General features: G+C 53.7%; 17 protein-coding genes and 1 tRNA gene. 16 read left to right on the top strand and 2 right to left on the bottom strand.

What is annotated here, in order from left to right:
- The first annotated feature begins 82 nt into the window (after positions 1–82).
- The 9 genes from FRT59_RS16485 to FRT59_RS16445 all read left to right on the top strand — a co-directional run bounded on the left by FRT59_RS16485 (position 83) and on the right by FRT59_RS16445 (position 6889).
- Positions 83–655 carry an RNA polymerase sigma factor gene (locus FRT59_RS16485; RefSeq protein ID WP_153871701.1) on the top strand — a complete coding sequence of 191 codons (573 nt, stop codon included), beginning with the start codon at positions 83–85 and terminating at the stop codon, positions 653–655.
- Positions 652–1206, top strand: coding sequence for a hypothetical protein (locus FRT59_RS16480; RefSeq protein ID WP_153871700.1), 555 nt, complete (start codon positions 652–654; stop codon positions 1204–1206). Before FRT59_RS16485 ends, FRT59_RS16480 begins: the two co-directional genes overlap by 4 nt.
- 339 nt (positions 1207–1545) lie before the next feature.
- Positions 1546–2799 (top strand): diaminobutyrate--2-oxoglutarate transaminase, encoded by a 1254-nt coding sequence (ectB, locus tag FRT59_RS16475; RefSeq protein WP_034116815.1) that lies wholly within the window; start codon positions 1546–1548, stop codon positions 2797–2799.
- Positions 2796–3263: a GNAT family N-acetyltransferase gene (locus FRT59_RS16470; RefSeq protein ID WP_153871699.1), complete on the top strand. Its 468-nt coding sequence runs from the start codon at positions 2796–2798 to the stop codon at positions 3261–3263. The genes ectB and FRT59_RS16470 overlap by 4 nt, the downstream gene beginning before the upstream one ends.
- A gap of 10 nt (positions 3264–3273) precedes the next feature.
- Positions 3274–4578: a SidA/IucD/PvdA family monooxygenase gene (locus FRT59_RS16465; protein WP_153871698.1), complete on the top strand. Its 1305-nt coding sequence runs from the start codon at positions 3274–3276 to the stop codon at positions 4576–4578.
- A gap of 52 nt (positions 4579–4630) precedes the next feature.
- Positions 4631–5254 (top strand): LysE family translocator, encoded by a 624-nt coding sequence (locus tag FRT59_RS16460; protein WP_153871697.1) that lies wholly within the window; start codon positions 4631–4633, stop codon positions 5252–5254.
- Positions 5255–5263: 9 nt separating this feature from the next.
- Entirely contained in the window at positions 5264–5554 is a 291-nt protein-coding gene (locus tag FRT59_RS16455) for a hypothetical protein (RefSeq protein WP_153838565.1), read from the top strand.
- Positions 5555–5615: 61 nt separating this feature from the next.
- On the top strand, positions 5616–5831 hold the full coding sequence (locus FRT59_RS16450; RefSeq protein WP_153871696.1) for a hypothetical protein: 216 nt from the start codon (positions 5616–5618) through the stop codon (positions 5829–5831).
- Positions 5832–5836: 5 nt separating this feature from the next.
- A complete protein-coding gene (locus tag FRT59_RS16445; RefSeq protein ID WP_153871695.1) occupies positions 5837–6889 on the top strand; it encodes an alpha/beta hydrolase family protein in 1053 nt (350 codons plus the stop codon).
- Between the two features lie 290 nt (positions 6890–7179).
- Here the strand turns inward: FRT59_RS16445 and FRT59_RS16440 are convergent, their stop codons facing one another.
- Positions 7180–8013, bottom strand: coding sequence for an HNH endonuclease (locus tag FRT59_RS16440; RefSeq protein WP_153871694.1), 834 nt, complete (start codon positions 8011–8013; stop codon positions 7180–7182).
- Positions 8014–8975: 962 nt separating this feature from the next.
- Here FRT59_RS16440 and FRT59_RS16435 point away from each other — a divergent pair.
- From FRT59_RS16435 to FRT59_RS16415, 5 genes are all read left to right on the top strand, one after another.
- Entirely contained in the window at positions 8976–10838 is a 1863-nt protein-coding gene (locus FRT59_RS16435) for a hypothetical protein (RefSeq protein WP_153871693.1), read from the top strand.
- Positions 10835–12565, top strand: coding sequence for a chemotaxis protein (locus tag FRT59_RS16430; protein ID WP_153871692.1), 1731 nt, complete (start codon positions 10835–10837; stop codon positions 12563–12565). The genes FRT59_RS16435 and FRT59_RS16430 overlap by 4 nt, the downstream gene beginning before the upstream one ends.
- 837 nt (positions 12566–13402) lie before the next feature.
- On the top strand, positions 13403–14248 hold the full coding sequence (locus FRT59_RS16425; protein ID WP_153871691.1) for a phosphoribosyltransferase-like protein: 846 nt from the start codon (positions 13403–13405) through the stop codon (positions 14246–14248).
- The gene (locus tag FRT59_RS16420; RefSeq protein ID WP_153871690.1) at positions 14245–14586 is read left to right on the top strand and encodes a hypothetical protein; all 342 of its coding nucleotides are present in this window, start codon (positions 14245–14247) and stop codon (positions 14584–14586) included. Before FRT59_RS16425 ends, FRT59_RS16420 begins: the two co-directional genes overlap by 4 nt.
- Positions 14587–14862: 276 nt before the next feature.
- Positions 14863–15891, top strand: coding sequence for a reverse transcriptase family protein (locus FRT59_RS16415; protein ID WP_153871689.1), 1029 nt, complete (start codon positions 14863–14865; stop codon positions 15889–15891).
- Between the two features lie 473 nt (positions 15892–16364).
- Here the strand turns inward: FRT59_RS16415 and FRT59_RS16410 are convergent.
- Positions 16365–16441 (bottom strand) — tRNA-Arg (locus FRT59_RS16410).
- A gap of 196 nt (positions 16442–16637) precedes the next feature.
- On the opposite strand from FRT59_RS16410, the gene FRT59_RS16405 reads away from it, so the two are divergent.
- On the top strand, positions 16638–17354 hold the full coding sequence (locus FRT59_RS16405; RefSeq protein ID WP_153871688.1) for a Crp/Fnr family transcriptional regulator: 717 nt from the start codon (positions 16638–16640) through the stop codon (positions 17352–17354).
- Between the two features lie 87 nt (positions 17355–17441).
- A complete protein-coding gene (locus tag FRT59_RS16400) occupies positions 17442–17984 on the top strand; it encodes an RNA polymerase sigma factor (RefSeq protein WP_052224514.1) in 543 nt (180 codons plus the stop codon).
- The last annotated feature ends 49 nt before the right edge of the window (positions 17985–18033 follow it).

Raw genomic sequence — 18033 nt, 5'->3', positions numbered from 1 at the left:
AACAATGTTCAAATGTGGGAGGGAGCAAGCCCCCTCCCACACTTGATCCTGCTTCGGCTGACAAAAGGAGTTCGCCACCTACATGGCCGTTCCAGACGACTCACCCAGCGACGAATCGCTACTGGCCCGCTACCGAACCGGTGAAGCTGGCGCATTTGAAGCCCTGTACACGCGTCACCGCCAAGGCCTGTACCGCTTCCTCATGTCCCTGAGCAACAAGGCAGAGCTGGCCGAAGAAATCTACCAGGACACCTGGCTCAGCCTGATCCGCAGCAACACCCAGCCACAGGGCCGGGCGAGTTTTCGTACGTGGCTGTTCCAGATCGCCCGCAACCGCCTCATCGACCACTGGCGCAAGCACGGCATCCACAACCCCTTGCACGACAGCTACGATGAACAGCTGCACGCCCAACCCGACAGCAGCGCCGGCCCCGAGCAGCAACTGAGCCTGAGCCGCGACCAGGCGCGCCTCGACGCCGCCCTGCAAGACCTGCCCGAAGACCAGCGCGAAGTCTTCCTGCTGCGCCTGCACGGCGAGCTCGAAGTACCGCAAATCGCCGCCCTCACCGGCACCCCGCTGGAAACCGTAAAAAGCCGCCTGCGCTACGCCCAGCAGAAACTGCGCCGCCTGCTGGCCGAGGAGATACCCGCATGAACGACTCCAAACATGCTCCGGACACCGACGACGAGCTGATCCAGCACTTTCGTCAACACAGCAGCGGCGAGCCACCGGCGTCACTGGACGCGTTCATTTTGGCCACCGCCCACCGCGAGGCACCAAAACCTTCGCCCAACCTGTGGCAACGCTGGCTGCGCGCGTGCCAGCAACCGCGTTGGCAAATGGCTTTCGCCAGCGTTGCCGGTGTGGCGTTGCTGGTGGGTGTGGTCACGCGCACCAGCGAGCTTGAGCACGCGCCGAACACGCGCCTGGCTGCCCCGGCTACGTTTTCTGCGCCTGCACCTGCACCTATGAGCGCGCCGCCACGCGTCGAATCGTTCAGTGCCGAAATGAGCAGCGATGCCTTGCCCCAAGCCAACATGGCCAAGCGCGCTGTGCCGCAACCGCTCGAGCAGGGTTTGCAGGAGGTGTTGCGTCTGCGCAAGGCAGGCGATGACGCGGCAGCGACGGCAAAACTCGCCGAGTTGCAAAAACGCTTTCCTGCACAGAACCTCGAGGAGCGGCTCAAGGCATTGCAGCCTCACTGACCCCATGGCGATGGTATCCATCGATACCATCGCCGACCGGTTGAAATGCGTCATAAGCATATGAATTTATATTCAGTTGCTCAGGGAGTAATTGCTGCTAGTTTAATAGGCGAAAGACGTCATTGTTCCTGCTGGCCAACAGAGCGGGTCATGTTTCATTGGATGAAAAGTTGCATGCGGACTTCAAGGATTAAAGTCTTCTCAGCATTCGCTACATGGCCACTGGGAAATAGCTCTACCTGTTGGAAGTCCATTCAATTGGATTGATAAACGGTACCTGATATGACGGCTACGCTGAATTACTCATTGGCGCAGGCAGTGCCTGAGCTGCAACAACCCCTGGATATATTCGAGCTTAAAGAGTCCAACGTACGCTCTTATTGCCGGGACTTTACCGACACGTTCCATACCGCTGAGGGTTCGACGCTGACCAGTGAGCAAGGTCAGCTGTTCATCGACTTTTTCAGCGGTGCCGGTGCCTTGAACTACGGGCATAACAACCCGGTATTAAAGGCCGCGCTGCTCGACTACATTGCGCAAAACGGCATCACCCACGGCCTGGATTTCAAGACAACTGCCAAGAAAGCCTTCCTCACCGCATTCGAAGAACAGGTGCTGGCCCCACGCAACCTGCGTTACAAAGTGCAGTTCCCCGGCCCCACCGGCACCAATGCGGTAGAGGCGGCGATCAAGCTGGCGCGCAAGTACACCGGGCGCCAGAACATCGTAGCGTTTACCAATGCCTTCCATGGCATGTCCCTGGGCAGCCTGGCCCTGACCAGCAACCCGCGTAAGCGAGCCGGCGCCGGCGTGACCCTGAGCAATGTCACGTTCATGCCCTATGACGGCTACTTCGGCGACAGCGTGGACACTTCGCTGTACCTGGACAGGATGTTGCGCAGCGGCAGTGGCATCGACAAGCCGGCGGCCATCGTGCTGGAAACCGTGCAGGGCGAGGGCGGTGTGAACAGTGCCTCGGCTGCCTGGGTACACGCCGTGCAGCGCATCGCCCAGGCCCATGACATCCTGCTGATCATCGATGATATCCAGGCCGGCTGCGGGCGCACGGGTGACTTCTTCAGTTTCGAAGCCCTGGGCGTTACCCCAGACATCGTGACGTTGTCCAAGTCGATCAGCGGCTACGGCTTGCCCATGTCGCTGGTGTTGCTGGCGCCCCATCTGGATGTGTGGGAGCCGGGGGAGCACAACGGCACGTTTCGCGGCAACAACCTGGCGTTCGTCACCGGCAAGGCGGTGATAGACCACTATTGGAGCGACGCGGGTTTCACGCAGGCGCTCAAGGCCAAGGCGGGCGTACTGCATGATGCGCTGCAGAGGTTGTCCGCAGGTTTCGCCGCCAAGGCGCCCAACCGCCTGAAAGGGCGCGGGTTCTTCAAGGGTATCGAGTTCGAGGACGCGAGCCTCGCGCAAAAAGTCGCTGCGCGCGCCTATGCACATGGACTGATCATTGAAACCTCCGGCATCGATAACCAGGTGCTGAAATTTCTTCCGGCCCTGACCATCACTGCGGCGCAGATCAACCAAGGCGTGCAGATTCTCGAGCAAGCGTTTGCCGAGGTGATCACACCATGAGCGATGCCATCGTTACCCGGCACGCGTCCCTCGATGACGCCGCTGCCATTGCCCCCCTGCTGGATAAATACCGCGAGTTCTATGGTGAAACTTCCGACCTGGCCCGCTCCCTGGCATTTATTCAGCAACGCTTCTTTTTAGGCGAGTCGATTATTATCGTCGCGCAAGTAAACAATGAAGTTATTGGGTTTACGCAACTCTTCCCGAGCTTTTCAAGCGTCACACTAGAGCGCCTGTGGATACTCAATGACTTATATGTTGAAGCTTCAAAGCGAAGGGCGGGAGTTGGCCTGGCGTTATTGAATGCCGCCAAGGCATTTGCACAAACAACCGGCGCCAAGCAGTTATTCATCGAGGGCGCAGACGACAACCCGAAGGCACGAAACTTATACACGCGCTTCGGGTTTATCGAAAACACGGCATATCACTATTACCATCTTCCATTGAAGCCAATCCAGGGATAGGAGCTTTTCCATGTCAGACACTGTTTTCGATATCGTGGGTATTGGTTTTGGCCCCTCCAACCTGGCGTTGGCTATTGGCCTTGAAGAGTCCGCTTCTGCGCTGACCTATCGCTTCCTGGACGCCAAGCAAACGCCGGACTGGCAGGATGAAATGTTGCTCAGCGGTTCGGATATCCAGAACAACCCCTTGCGCGACCTGGTCACCCCGCGAAACCCGCGCAGCCACTATGGGTTCGTCAATTACCTGAAAGAAACCGGTCGGCTGTTCGACTACCTCAACCTGCCGCTGACGTACCCGCTGCGGCGCGAATATGCCGAGTACATCAAATGGGTCGCCGGGCATTTTCTGGGCAGTGTCGAATCCTCTGCGTTCGCGCAACGGGTCGAGCCGTTGCTATTCAAAGGCGAGCAGGTGTGGAAGGTCACCTATAACGATCAGCGCGTCATTTACGGCCGCAGCCTGGTGCTCGGCACCGGGCGCACGGCGAACATCCCGGCGGTGTTCGAGGGCCTGACTGGCCCCCAGGTGTTCCACCTCAACCACTACCTGGAGCGCCTCAACAAGCTACCTTCCAGCGTGCAGCGCATCGGTGTGGTGGGCTCCAGCCAGAGCGCCGTGGAGATCGTGCTCGACCTGACCGCGAGGTTCCCCGACAAAGAAATCTATTCGCTGCACCGCAGCTTCAGCTTCCGGCTCAAGGACACCAGCCCATTCAGCGACAAGGTGTATTTCCCGGAATTTATCGACTACTACTTCAACCTCCCGCCCGAGGCCAAGGCGCGGGTGGACAAGCAACTGCGCGGCACCAATTACAGCTCGGCCGATGAAGATGTGATCAACGCCCTCTACGTACGCATTCATGAGGAAAAGCTGCAGGGCAAGCAGCGCATCCACATTCTCAACAACATCGCCATTGAACAGGCGCAGATCGGTGCATCGGGGCAGGTGGAGCTGGGGCTCAAGGAGGTCAATCAACTGACCCACTCCACCCTGGCGCTGGACGCACTGGTGCTCGCCACCGGCTTCAAGGACATTGCCGCCAAAGAAAACGGCGAGCTCTATCCGCCACTGCTGGCGCCTTATCACGCACGCTTTCGAGCGGACGCCCACGGCGCGCTGGTGGTCAACCGCGATTACAGCCTGACGGCGCTGGAGGACTTGCCCGCGGTGTTTCTCAACGGCTTATGCGAAAGCTCCCACGGCCTGGGGGACGCCGGCTCATTCAGCCTGATTTCGCTGCGGGTCGAACACATTCTGGCGTCCCTGGAGGAAAAACTCGCACAGGCCGAAGCCCCGCTGCACGCATTGGCCTGACCCGTCCTCGGCAGCAGCCTGCGCCGGCTGCTGCCTCCTACAAGGAGTTCCCATGTTTACAGCAGCATTGATCTACATCCTGGCGGTGATAAGCCCGGGCCCCAACTTCATCATTGTCAGCCGTTTTGCTTCGCTGGGGTCGGTCTCGACCGGTATCGGTGCGACCCTGGGCATCTGCACGGTCGGCGTGTTTTTCTCGACTATCTCATTGCTGGGTCTGGCGGCGTTGCTGCATCAATACCCGGCGTTTTCCAAAGTCGCCACGCTATGCGGCTCGGCCTACCTGCTGTACATCGCCTACAGCATCATCAAAAGCGTACTGGCAAAAAACACCGGCACCGCCGACACCACCGCCCCGGGCGCGACCAGCTTCGCCAAGGCTTACCGTGTGGGCGTCATCACCAACATCAGCAACATGAAAACCATCGCCTTCATGATCAGTATCTACGCCGGCTTTCTTTCATCGCCGCGCACGGACATCGAAAAAGTCCTGGTGGTGCTGCTGTGCTCGACGCTCGAAGTCATCTGGTACTCCGTGGTGGCACTGCTATTCGGCCAGGGCCCGATCAAGGCGTTGTTCCTCAAATACACCCGGCAGATCGACGTAGGGCTGGCCGTATTCCTCGTGGCGTTTTCACTGAACAACGCCATTCCTGTGCTGATAGCCAGTCGATGAGGCTTTGCCATGGAATGGAACGCGTTGCTCAAGGATGTGGGAGGGCGCTTCAAGCATCGTAGTTGGTTGTTGATTGACCTGGCGCCGGAGGCGTTGGTGCTGAGCGATTTGTCGGGGGAATTGGTGAGGGATTATCTGGGGGTGACGTTGATTCTGGATTGTCATCTTGAGGGGGTTTTTCGGGTGATTGATGGGTTTGGGCCGGGTATCAATTATGCGGCGTCATTGCAGGCTGCTCGACGCAGGGTTTACTCCGTGCCGGCAGGGGTAGCTTTTCAAGATTTCAAATGGGCCTGCTGAAGGCTCACACCAAAAGCTCCAGGTCTTTCGACCTGGGGTTTTTTATAATCCGCCGTGGACCATGTACCAGCGAGCGAAAGCTCAGGCCCAGCTCCTTTTCACTTTTGCGGTGGTCGAAGCAGGTACGGTGTTCTTCTCGTATCAACAGGCGCATATCCAGTGTGTTTTTGTGTGGGAGCAGGTGTTGCGCGAGGCGCTGAGGGGGGATGATGGGCATTTGGCTGCACCGACGATTTTGGCCGGTGAGCAGACGGTGCTTATGAAAGGAAAAGGATAGTGGCTATGCATGACGTGAGCTGGATGAAGCGTTACAGCGTGTGGTTGATTTGCGCCGCTGGTCTCATCCTGACTACCGTTTTTTTGGTTCTCGTGCGGTTTGATGCTTATGGGCTGGACCGCAGGGCAAGCGAACCCTTTGCGTTCGAAGCAAATGGACTGCACCTGGCGGGTACGCTCTGGTTTCCTGATCACCCGGCAACAGCGGCGGTCGTTCTGGTGCATGGGGATGGCCCGCAAGATCGCACCTCGCAACAAGGTTACGACCCACTCATCAACGCGCTTCTCGATTCAGGCATCGCTGTGGTTTCGTGGGATAAACCAGGCATTGGGGGCTCCCAGGGAAATTGGCTCAATCAGTCGATGACGGACCGCTATGGGGACGTGCGCAGCGCGCTATCCACCCTTCGCACTACGCTGCAGGGAATCCCTGTCGGTGCGCTTGGATTTTCACAAGCCGGCTGGGTACTGCCTCGCCTGGCGTCGGGTGAAGCCGACTTTCTGGTGCTCGTTGGAGGCGCCGTATCCTGGCAACGACAAGGTGACTACTACACCAGGACGCGGTTGCAACGCACAGGGATGTCTGCGCCTGACATCGCAACAACGATGGCAGAAATAGCCGCCGTCGATGACCGTTTGTTTGCCTCTCCACAAGTACCGCCGATTGCCCTTCTGGGTGATATGAGCCCGGAACGGTGGGCTTTCGTACGGCGAAACCTTCATGAAGATGCAACCAGCGCTTTGGAAAAACTCGATATTCCATTGCTAGCGTTGTGGGGCGCGGACGATCTGAATGTAAACCCGGAAGACAACGCAACCCTCTACCGGAAGGCTGTTGAGGGCAACCATCCCGCCAACCGGATTGAAGTCATCCCGAATGCAACCCATGGGCTCCTGAGGGCGGCGTCTTACAACACCCAACTCACCGGCGAATGGTCTTGGTTCACCACGATGAGATTTCTAATGGAAGGTCGTCATGCCTACTCGCCAGGCGCTCTTGAAACGATGAGCGACTGGATTCATTCGCGGGCTGCCGGTGTTCGAATGGATAGTTACTGAAATCGGCTGCGGCGAGAATGAACGTGGGGTTTCAGCGGCCCTTTGGGTGATCCTCGGAGGGGGCCAGGCCTGGGTGCCAGATTTTATTGGGACAGCGGAAACAAAAAAGCCCCAGGTCGAGAGATCTGGGGCTTTTTCATTCGTATCGGGTGCCCCGGCGTCGTTTGAACTGAATAGTAAAATGCCCGTATTTATTGGGTCTGCTTGGTGGTGGTTCGGTTAGGCATACACGTGGGCATACACAGCGCCTCCTACTAGCCACCGCCTTCGTGCGGTAAAAGGCTATTTCGCTAGCCAGGCTTAAGGGTGTTCATAAAGACATGGTTTCGATGATATTCAAGGTAGGTAAAGGCTTTAAGATGGAAATGAACCTTCCGGGATGTTTCTAAACCGTAAACCGCTCGATCATGTGCATTGACATTATCTGACACCAACAGAGTCCCTTCATCAGTGAATGAGATTAGGCCTGAGTCAAGCAAGGCGTGCAGCGCTACGTTCAATATTATGCTGTTGAATGGGTCTAACGCTTCGGAAATGAGATCTGATTTACATGCGGCAACCCCTTTTATGTGAGCTGCCTCCAGGGCGCATGTTGCCCCCGACAGAGCGCACTTGGCGTCCCACAAGTCTAAGGCCCGTGCCCTAAATTCGAGTTGAAATGTGCGGTCCTCTCGAAACGTCTGACGGAACATCGGACCCTCAGGATCTTTCTGGATACGTTTAGAAGAGACTAACCACTCTCCTGTGCTCTCGAGTTCAAATGCCAATTCCTCCTGGGATATATCCATCAGTTTATTGACGGGAATTTCTACCCAGCCAAGCGTAGGGCTAAGCAGGGGAGAGCTTGATTGACCGTGGCGCCAAGCGTCCCGTCGCTGAGCCTCTATACCTATCTTTACTCTGAAGGTCTTTTTCTCCCTGAGAAGGTACGCGCTCTGTATCGACGCGAGCGCCTTGAAATACGAGGATGATTCAGGCGCAGCTTTAAACCCGTGCTTGTAGAAGCCTTTCAAACCTGCAAACGGAAGGAGTGCTCTCGCTTCCTTCTCAGGGGATCGGCTGCTGACGGGGATCCATATGGTCGTGTCTCCATCCTCGTAAACTTTAATTTTAAGCGGGCTCAAGTTTTCGCTCCTCGTCAACGAGTATGGGCGGATGCTGCCCGCATAAATGATAGCGGCGACTGAAACGGGTAGATAAATGTGCTGGGGACCCTGAGGATACCCTGCGAACACGGGGCATGAAACCCGCGGGATCGTGGTAGCGGCAAGCACACCAGCTTACTGAAATTTCAATGTTGAAATTGAAAGGATCGTGAAGAGAAAAGGGCATCTTTACCGTATTGGTAACGGTGCTCGCAGATGGCTGAAATGGTAGGGCAAATGCACAGGTGAACTAGAGTTCACCTGGCTCACCTGTTCACTAAGCCGGGTGCCCTTCCGCTAACACGATCCGGCGGGTTTCCGACCCCGTACCCACCGCATAACCCCAGGGTCCCCGGCGATTTCAGACCTGTCCGCCGCCATTCGGCGGGGCATCGCACACTCCAAGCCGTGCCAAACCAACATGCGAAGGGCCACTCGCGATCTTACCAAAGCCAAGAGCATGATCGACCTCCCTTCGCTGAAGTAGCGATATTAATGGGGCTCGGGGGGTACCTCAATAAAACCGTGTTACGGGTGTTACGCGTGTTGCGAATTCTTTTAACTATATGATTCTAAACAGTTTATGTGGCGTTAAACGACCGTGTTTCTTTTGCCGATAGACGTGTTACATGGCAAATGGGTGTTACATCAATAACAGCTCTGCGAGGAGCGGCTCATGATGATTAAGTCGACTGCCGTTGCACCTGGGCCCTTCGCTTAGAAGGGCCGCTACAGGCCGATAGCGATCATCCACCACCGGTAGCTATCACTATGGCTGTGTAAAAACGTAGACTCCATTTTAAAGTTCTCACTTCACAGCGCTGGTATACATGGAGTGGTCGAGGCGCAGATGCTTTACCTCAGGCGACTCAAATGCCATTCCCCGCTACCCTAGCTATCCTGATATCGCCACCAAATTGCGTCCCATTGAGGAGTCACGGATGATCCTTCCCACCCTCGCCGATGTCGTCGAGCTTGCTAAAAATGGAACGCTGTTAGAGGCCGTTTTCAGTGATCGATGGCAATGTCGATACGAGCACTTCGATTCGATTGCTCAACTATTTGCCGACGCCCACAACGAGGGTCATTTCGATCTACTGGACACACTCTCTGCCAGTGGCCTTTCCGTCTTTAGTGGCTATCAGGGTTATCAAGGCCGAAGGATATACGGCTTAGCTATTGAACGCTTGAACACCTCTGTAACGGCTTTACTGCCAGCACTAAGGATTCTCGCAGCCCAAGCAGACGGCGAAATTCACGAAGTCACCGAGAGTTTTCGTGCGTGGTGTTGTGCTTCGCCGAATAGACCGAGGGAGCTACTTGATTTGGTCGACTCTGGAGAGCTCGATGTCTGCGATTTTATCAGTCTGCACATTGCCATTCGCAGCGGGCTGAAAGCGGATTATCCCTACTTCTCTGAACGGGCTTATGCGTTGATTGAGACTGGTACGCCTGTTGAGAAGGCTCAGGTTATCCAGGCTTTATCCTCCCCGCCATTTAACGATGACGCTCAATGGCGCCGAGTATTGGATGTGCTTAAGGAATCAGTAGTAACGGAGTCTGACGATGGGCTTCGTAGTGCACTGGCAAGAACGCTGTTGAGCTTTACAGAGTCGATTCCTCATCATTTCGCGGCAGCGCTTGATGAGCTGATCTGCCAGGTTTCTGTTCCGACTACACCAAAGGTCGCTCACCATCTTGCCTATGCACTTGCCTTCAGCTTCAAAGACATTACTCCATCGTTAAGATCATCACTGTTGAGACTGCTCGGAGTCATCCAGCCGGAAGTCCAAACTCAAAAGCTTATCGACCTGGGCTTGGCCAACCTAGTGAAAGCGGGTGGAGCGGATCAAGCTCGCTCTTTTATCACTAACCTGCTCCTGCAGCCGGACTCAAATCTTTGTTTTGATCATTTCGACTCAACAATTAGGAGTCTCACTGACGGGCCTGTCCATGACTTCGAGACTTGGATCGTCAGCTGGCTGCGGACAGCACCTAATTCGCTATGCAGAGCACTGAATGAAAGCTTCTTCCGTAGCCAGGAGGAGTACACGTTCCAACTGGACTTCACCCAGTTCAATTTTACTATAAGCGAATACGCTGTCATCGCTCGCAGGGCGGCTGCAGTCTTCTTCATGAATCCTGCAATTGCCGCTAGCTTCCTGGTGAATTTAGCGCGATGCCCTCCGCGTGCAAGCGACGAGCATGCTCTCGAACACATTGATCCGTCATCTTCTGCGCCGCCTGAACAACCTAATGTGACGCCAAGTCAGACGAGGGAGCCTGAAGATTGGGATACCGTACTGAGTGATCTGTTGTTTGATCCGCTGCTCATCAACTACACCAGTGCCCAAAAACATCTTCAGCCCATCGCCGACGATAGCAATGACAAAGCTGCTCCGATGGTAAAGCGCGCGCTCAACAGCCTTAAGCAGTACTGCGATGGAATTGAGAAGGTTGGGTTTATCGTAGAACTCCTGCCCTCGGAGCGTGAAAGACAGCTAGAGGGGCAGCGACGCTCTGACGTCATGAACGATGCGATGCGGGCAAGTCGGAAAGCCTCACCCTTCGCTGGTATTTTTGCCGAAAGCATTCTGCTTTATGGAAGTGGGGTGGTGACGTGGGTCGAGGACAGCCTGAGTTCAAACGATAGCTGTGATCAGGGTGAAAACCGACCTAGGCGGTTGGAACAACCGCTCGCAAGCATCAGCCACAGTGTTGAATGGCCGCGCGAAGAGATACTTGAACCCGTCAGTTTGCAGTTGAAATTGATGAGTCTTCAAACTGTAGGTGGACGAGAATGAAGCTCGTATTCAGAGAGTACCTTGCCTCCCTTCGAGAACGACGCGAGCTCGATGTGGTGCTGCCTGACTTGCTCAGCGAGTTAGGCTTTAATGTGATTTCGCGCCCTTCCGTTGGGACGCGGCAGTACGGCGTGGATGTTGCTGCTGTTGGAAGTGACTCGGACTCGCAAACAGGTGGTTCTGAGGAAAAGTTATTTTTGTTCTCAATCAAGCAGGGGGATCTCACTCGCAACGATTGGGACGGCACGACGCAGGCGCTGAGAGGGTCGATCAACGAGATCACGGACTTCTACATCCCCGTCCGGATTTCCGAACAATATAAGCACATGAAAGTGGTTATTTGCCTATGTTTCGGGGGCGAAATTCATGAGGCTATTCAGGATATAGTCACGCAGTACATCAAGCTCAAGACGGATGAACGCGTTTCCTTTCAGATCTGGAACGGGGATTTCCTGGCCGGAAAGCTGACGGAAGGTGTGTTACAGCAGCAATTGGTCGACGAGCGCTTACGTAGTAGCTTCCAGAAGTCGGTCGCTATGATCGACGAGCCGGATATTGCGTATAAGCATTTTAGCAACCTAGCGAAGGGATTGTTGGGCGGCGAAGACCTGAAGCCGCAATCTCGGCTGACCAGCCTGAGGCAGGTCTACATTTGCTTGTGGGTGCTGTTCGTCTGGGCGCGTGCCGCAGGTAATCTGGAAGCACCCTATCGGGCCAGCGAGCGCGCCATCCTGTTAGCATGGGAACACATCAAAGAGCACATTGACGCAAAGCAACAGAAGAAAATTGCGGGGGAGATGGGTAGCACTTTCGCAGAGCTTTTGGACCTCCACTTCCAAATCTGGGACGAATTTTTAGGCAAAAAGGTATTGCCCTACGTCCAAGTGCGGCATGGTATCTCTGCGTCGGTGAACACCTCGACATCGGTAGACATCAATCTCAAACTGTTCGAGACACTAGGGCGGATTGCCCAGCGTGGTCTCTGGTTACTTTGGCAGGTGAGTATGGATGATGCAGTTCCTCAACGATGCCCGAAAACCGAGGCAGGCGACATATCCAAGTTCGACGAGGCCTTCAAGCTTGCCTCCCAGATTACGCAGCTAATCAATAACAACCCGAGCTTACTCAGCCCAATCGCAGATGAGCAGTCGATCGACATAGGTGTCGCCCTGACTTTCCTCTCCATGATGGAAGAATGGCGGCCGTTTGCAGTCAATTACTGTGGTCACCTACTCGAGAACTACTGGTTTACCTATTGGGGACATAGTCGTTACCCAACAATCGATGCAAGCTATCGAAACCTGATCAGTCACCCCAGAGAATCCACCGAGATCTATCGTGAAGGTCAAACCAAAGGCAGCACTTTGATCCCGCTCTTGATGATTTGGGCGGCATCGCGAGGCGAAACAGAGAGAACCAGAGAGTTTGCAGCTTTCGCCAAGGAATCTCTCAAGCATTGCACCATGCAGGCCTGGGTGCCAGGCGGTAACAGTGAGGAGATGTTGTATAGAGGTGTACCTGGGCATGGTCTAGCACTCACGAATATTCCCGTGACCGCGGACGGCGCTGCAGCGATCAAAATGCTAAACGCCGAGGTTTCGAGAGATTGTCATCTAATGACGTTGTCAGCTGTGAAACACGGGCACTGGCCAATCCTGGTTATGGCGTGTAGGCACTATCGGTTACCACTGCCGCCTCACCTGTGGGTGCCGCTCCTCTCTCCTTAGACTCTTAGGCTACTTGCCGTCTACCGCGAACGACCGTTATGGCTCGTTTGCTTCCTTCAGATATGCAGCAAACGGCCAAAAGCAAACCTCAGATGAGTCTAAGATATTAGGGCCAATCCATCTTGGCCACTTAAAGTGCTTACGACGTTCCACTAGCGAGCTAAAAGAAAAGGAAATTTCATGGCTGTAAATGTCAGCTCAAATCAACGTATAGCCCTGCTTACAACACTCGTGTTATCCATGCTGATTTTATTGCTGCATTTTCCATTCGATGGCTATGTTACGCAACACAGCTACACAGTTCCTTCGCTCACAGCGTGTCCTGAGGGAAACCTCAGGGAGAGGCTCAGAGAGCTTGGCGCGGAGGCGTTCAACAAAACTTTAACAGCATGTCAGGGGCGGTCCGTGATCGCGGAGCTTCCACTATCCGGATGGCGAAGCAATGGTGCGGCTACCTATTGGCTCGCGTCGCCGACTCATGCATTAGTCGCTGTCATTTCAATTGTTACATTTGGCATTGCGAGGTTTCTGGCCATGAGACCGTCGCACATTTCTCGCCCATAGGAAAAACAGGCCCGAGCGGAACGTCTGCTTTATGGCTAGCTGCTGGCGTTGGTGACTGGTTGGAATCGTCCAGACGCTACCGTTCGCGAATGGCTCCGACGACTTAGAGCGGCTACACGGTACGCGCTCGTGCTGAGCTCGGATATCGTAGCGAAATAGACTTTGAACTCATTGGCCTTGATAGCACGCTGCCACCCGTCTATATTCCATCAGCCTGCATGGAAACGTGCAAAATTTCGGCCTATAGGCTTGAAGCTCAACAGGCACGACCCCATGGATACAAAAGAAAACTTCAATACAATATTAAACCTCATTGCTCGCCAGCCTTGGATTGGAGAAAAAACCTCCGAGCTGAGCCATGTGCTATATGAGGAGTGCAAATGCGCCAATTCCCGCGAGATGCTAATAAAAATCCTTGATAACTTCTCCTACCTATCAGCCCAAGAGTATAGCGAGAAATTAAACTTATTAGCTGAGGAGGTTATGTCCGAAGCAGGTTACGAGGATAACGCCCAAATAGTAGCAATGGCAGCTGACTCTGGCCCAGACAGCTCGCAAGAGCTTTTATACAATTTAAAGTATATCTTTACAAAAAGGGGGTGGCACAGCTTTTGCGGGGTTAATACTTTTGGCGCAGCTCTAAAAATTTTCAACCGCACAGGGCGCAAAACAATCTACGTTATTGATGATTTTGTTGGTTCAGGTAAGACAGTTATAGGGCGCCATAAAGCACTCACAAGTGTTTTCACTAATGCAGGTGTGACCGATTTTTCAATTGCATTCAAAGTATTAGTTTCAACTCTTCACGGTTTTGAGGCAGTTAGAGCCGCTGGGATCGAAATCTCTGCTCAACTCACAATTAAAAAAGCCATTGATGAATTTTTTCCGGAGGAGATTGCAGCTCAGTACCGATCCTTAATGGAAGATTTAGAATCAGGTTTGTCCCAAGATTATGAAGGCATAGAGCTACCAAAGCTTGGTTACAACGGCGCTCAGGCCGCTTATTGTCGAGAAGCCGCGAACACTCCTAATAGCGTATTTCCTATTTTTTGGTGGCCATTTTATATTGACAATAAAAAACGAAAAACCATGCTTCATAGAGCTATGAGGGATGCATGATTAAGTACACTACGCCCAGTATGCTTCGTGCGGATTTTGTGATAATGAAAGTGTTGCATGAGTCATTATCCGGGTTGCAGCCATATACGATATTAAAGCGCAGCAAGCTCTCTGGTGAAATATTTTTCAAGGTGTTCAGCGCTCTAGCTGCAAAGAAATTGATAATTGAGCGCGACTCTCTTATTCACTTAAGTCCGGAAGGAAGAGCAGTTTTTTTAGCCGGTTCGGGAAGGGTGTTATCAGGCCGAAAAAGCTGGCGACAGGTTCCGAGTGATATGAAAGGTCGCAAAATTCTACTTGGCGACTTCTATGTGCCTAACATCTATCTACTAGATTAATGGCCTAGGGCAAATCGAATTTGTTTTTTTGTTCGTATTTCTGTATTCTCACCTTTGCCCACAGAGGCTAGTACGTTGGAGTGCAGTCGCTCCCTAGGTTAAGGTGTCCGATAACCGATATTGCAACCACTGGCGGTGAAGCATACCAGTGGCTGCAATGCTACAACGCTTCGCGTTTCCGCAAACCGCAAGGCGCACAAAAGCGGGCTTCGCCCACTTCCGTACGCCTCGCGGTTTAGAGCGCAAGTCTAGAAGGTAGCCATCTGTGGGCTTTTTATGAAAAAAATAAATGAATGGAAGCGCTTTTTTTTAAGTCGCGGAATCCCTCAAAAGACAATAGATCAATACCTTGATCAGATAAAGTTACTTACAGTATCTAACTCTCCAATCATTTTTGAAGTTGAGCACTTGTCCCTTTTGCTTGGGATAGAGTATTTAACTATCCAGGCAATGATAAACGGAACTCCTAAATTTTATAGGGAGTTCATTATTAAGAAAAGAGCAGGTGGTAATCGTACCATACATGCCCCCTATCCCAGTCTTCTTCATTGCCAAGATTGGATTTATCAAAATATTCTTCTCAACTGCGCCGTTCATAATAACGCTCACGGCTACATTCCTAAACGATCAATTTTCACTAACGCAAGCCCTCATCTTAACTGCAAAGTTTTGCTGAAGATGGATCTAAAGGACTTTTTTCCATCAATAGGAATTGGTTGGGTAGTAAATCTTTTCTCAGGGCTTGGCTATTCGCACGGCGTGTCATACGCATTGGCGTCTTTATGTTGCAACAATGGCTGCTTGGTCCAGGGCGCGTCTACAAGCCCCTACCTTACGAATGTTCTGCTGCATGGGTTGGACGAACGACTTACCAAATTAGCATCCAAGAGTAACTTGAAATATACCCGTTACGCTGATGATATGACCTTTTCAGGTGGCTACATTTCGAACAAGATGCCCGCACTTATAGAATCTATTGTGAATGATTACGGGCTTGTAGTGAATGCTACCAAAACTAAATTAATGATAAATAAAAACAAGAAAATTGTCACGGGGCTATCAGTCGCTGCCGATGCGCTCAGAATTACTAGAGAGCTCCGGCGCTCCATAAAGCAGGCGGTACATTATATCGAACGATATGGCTTTCTCTCTCATGTATCACAAGAAAAAATCAAAGATCCGTTTTACCTGGATTCTATTTTAGGGAAGGTCAATTTTTGGTTGCAAGCGGAGCCTCATAGTTCTGATGCCAAGAATTGTCGCGACGTATTACTGCCCTATTTCGGTAAAAATTATCAGGCATAGTTACTTAATAGGCGTTTCTATAGTTCGCCTTTTACATTCCACTAGCACTTACAAAGTGCCAACGACTGCTATGGGCCGAACGCGGTCATAAGCTCAAGGCCGTCACAAATGAGAGGCCGATAAGGTCTGAATCTTTGTTTTGTCAGGATAAGATCTAGCGAAGCGGAGGCTGCTTAGGCTTCCGCTTCTTCATTATCCGTTCTTTCTTTTGAGTTGGAGGTCAATGAAATCAAGCTCTGCTTTGATTGCATCAATCGTGAGCGTCTCAACTTTGGTGTCAGGGAAAAAGGGGACAGATTTATTTTCACATCGAAAAAAGGGACGGAAATCCCGAACAGCCGAAACCGAAAACCCGCTCAACTCCCTCCAATACCGCCCCCTTACAATCCCGACACAACTCAACACCGTGCCCCCCACCCCCAAAAACCAAAAAAGCCCCAGATCTCTCGACCTGGGGCTTTTTCATTCATATCTGGTGCACCCGGCGGGATTCGAACCCACGACCCCTGCCTTCGGAGGGCAGTACTCTATCCAGCTGAGCTACGGATGCTTGTGCGGGCGCCATCATACCCATGTCGACCTGATGCGTCCATTCCAGCGTTTTAGCCATTAACTGTCGGGCGTTTCCGCGTAAAAAATGGCCAGTCGCCACCCTCATTCACAACTCCCCGCGCCGCGCGTCCCTTTGTTTGCTTTGCTCTTGTGGCTTTAAACCGCTTCCACGCCGCAATTCCCCAGGTGAACGCATGCATTCCAAAGGAACCGTGATGCTCGATCTCCCGTTGAGACAAACCCTGCTGGCTCGCTCCGATTTGTTTCGAGGTATGCCGGAGCACCTCTTGCGCTACGTTGCCACCCATATGGTGGAGCGCACGCTGGATGATCGTGAGCTGCTGTATTTCAAGGACGACAGCCTCGAATTCATTGCATTGGTAGTCGAAGGCCGGATTTATTCGATGGTGCATGGGCCCGATGGCCGGGAGCAGATCATCGGCAGTACCGGGGCCGGGCAGGTGGTGGGGGAGACGGCGTTGATCAAGGATCATGGGCGCGAGTCTTCCACCTTTGCCAGTGGCCCCACGCGGCTGTTGCAGCTGGGTAGTCGGCATTTTGGTGTGCTGTTTGAGGAGCCGGTGTTTCTGCGGCGTTTGTTGATGCTGATGATGCTGCGTTTGCTGCATGCCATCGAGTTGTTGGAGTTGGTGTGCCTGCATCGGCTGGAGTCGCGCCTGGCGCGGTTTCTGTTGGCCAATCTGGGCGAGATCGACCTGGCGCTGGCCATGCCCAGCGTGTCGTTGCCTGCCAGTCAGGGGGTGTTGGCGTCGATGCTTAACACCAGTCGCCCCAAGCTCAATGTGCAGCTGCAATTGTGGCGCCGCAGTGGGCTGATCAGCGGCAACCTGGAGCGCATGGTGATCAACGATCTCGAGCATTTACGGCGCAAGGCGTTTGCCTTGAATTAGTCGTGGCCCTGTTCCCCAGGTAACAGCGCGCCCCTGTTCCGCCCTCGCAGACTGGCCCTTCATCAAGGATGCACAGGAGTGCTGGCGATGGGGATGACTGTTCAGTTCAAGGATCAATGGGCCGCCGATGACCGTTTGTTCGAAGCGAGTTGGCGTGCCGTGCAGGGCGAGCTCAAGCGGCGTGCGTTGCGGCGCGCCAAGGGCAATCTGGATCAGGGCCAGGAATGGTTGTCGGCCACGGCGATCAAGGCCCTGCTGTTCTTTCGGCGTTCGCCGGAGCGTATTCGTGACCCTCAGGGTTTTTTGTTTCTGGTGCTCGACCATGTGTTTCTCGACAGCTTGCGGCGTAGCAAGCGCGAGGGGCGGCTGTTCGATGATTCGGTGGATCTTGAACACGATCACCTGGCTGCACTCGCCGCGCCGTGCGCTTCGGTGCTGGAGCGGGTGGAGTGTTACGAGCGCCTGGAGCAGGTCGAGGCGCTGGTGGCGCGGTTGCCGGCGGTGCAGCAGCGCTTGTTTGAGATGCGCTTTGTCGATGACCTGCCGTATCCGCAAATTGCCGCCGAGCTGCAGGTCAAGCTGCCGCTGGTGCGCAAGCGTGTGCAACTGCTGCGCAGTGCCTTGCGCTGAATCGGATTCACACACGCCGGCGCGGGGCGTTCTAGTTGTATGAGCGCGT

Source organism: Pseudomonas haemolytica, from assembly GCF_009659625.1.
Lineage (GTDB): Bacteria > Pseudomonadota > Gammaproteobacteria > Pseudomonadales > Pseudomonadaceae > Aquipseudomonas > Aquipseudomonas haemolytica.
This window is presented reverse-complemented; position numbering and strand designations above follow the sequence as displayed.

What these genes read in the sequence shown, in the direction of transcription:
- FRT59_RS16450 (WP_153871696.1), top strand. Translation starts at nt 5,616, where the DNA reads ATGTACCAGCGAGCGAAAGCTCAGGCCCAGCTCCTTTTCACTTTTGCG.
- FRT59_RS16425 (WP_153871691.1), top strand. Translation starts at nt 13,403, where the DNA reads ATGGATACAAAAGAAAACTTCAATACAATATTAAACCTCATTGCTCGC.
- FRT59_RS16480 (WP_153871700.1), top strand. Translation starts at nt 652, where the DNA reads ATGAACGACTCCAAACATGCTCCGGACACCGACGACGAGCTGATCCAG.
- FRT59_RS16430 (WP_153871692.1), top strand. Translation starts at nt 10,835, where the DNA reads ATGAAGCTCGTATTCAGAGAGTACCTTGCCTCCCTTCGAGAACGACGC.
- FRT59_RS16400 (WP_052224514.1), top strand. Translation starts at nt 17,442, where the DNA reads ATGGGGATGACTGTTCAGTTCAAGGATCAATGGGCCGCCGATGACCGT.
- FRT59_RS16485 (WP_153871701.1), top strand. Translation starts at nt 83, where the DNA reads ATGGCCGTTCCAGACGACTCACCCAGCGACGAATCGCTACTGGCCCGC.
- FRT59_RS16420 (WP_153871690.1), top strand. Translation starts at nt 14,245, where the DNA reads ATGATTAAGTACACTACGCCCAGTATGCTTCGTGCGGATTTTGTGATA.
- FRT59_RS16460 (WP_153871697.1), top strand. Translation starts at nt 4,631, where the DNA reads ATGTTTACAGCAGCATTGATCTACATCCTGGCGGTGATAAGCCCGGGC.
- FRT59_RS16435 (WP_153871693.1), top strand. Translation starts at nt 8,976, where the DNA reads ATGATCCTTCCCACCCTCGCCGATGTCGTCGAGCTTGCTAAAAATGGA.
- FRT59_RS16470 (WP_153871699.1), top strand. Translation starts at nt 2,796, where the DNA reads ATGAGCGATGCCATCGTTACCCGGCACGCGTCCCTCGATGACGCCGCT.
- FRT59_RS16455 (WP_153838565.1), top strand. Translation starts at nt 5,264, where the DNA reads ATGGAATGGAACGCGTTGCTCAAGGATGTGGGAGGGCGCTTCAAGCAT.
- FRT59_RS16465 (WP_153871698.1), top strand. Translation starts at nt 3,274, where the DNA reads ATGTCAGACACTGTTTTCGATATCGTGGGTATTGGTTTTGGCCCCTCC.
- FRT59_RS16415 (WP_153871689.1), top strand. Translation starts at nt 14,863, where the DNA reads ATGAAAAAAATAAATGAATGGAAGCGCTTTTTTTTAAGTCGCGGAATC.
- FRT59_RS16405 (WP_153871688.1), top strand. Translation starts at nt 16,638, where the DNA reads ATGCATTCCAAAGGAACCGTGATGCTCGATCTCCCGTTGAGACAAACC.
- FRT59_RS16445 (WP_153871695.1), top strand. Translation starts at nt 5,837, where the DNA reads ATGCATGACGTGAGCTGGATGAAGCGTTACAGCGTGTGGTTGATTTGC.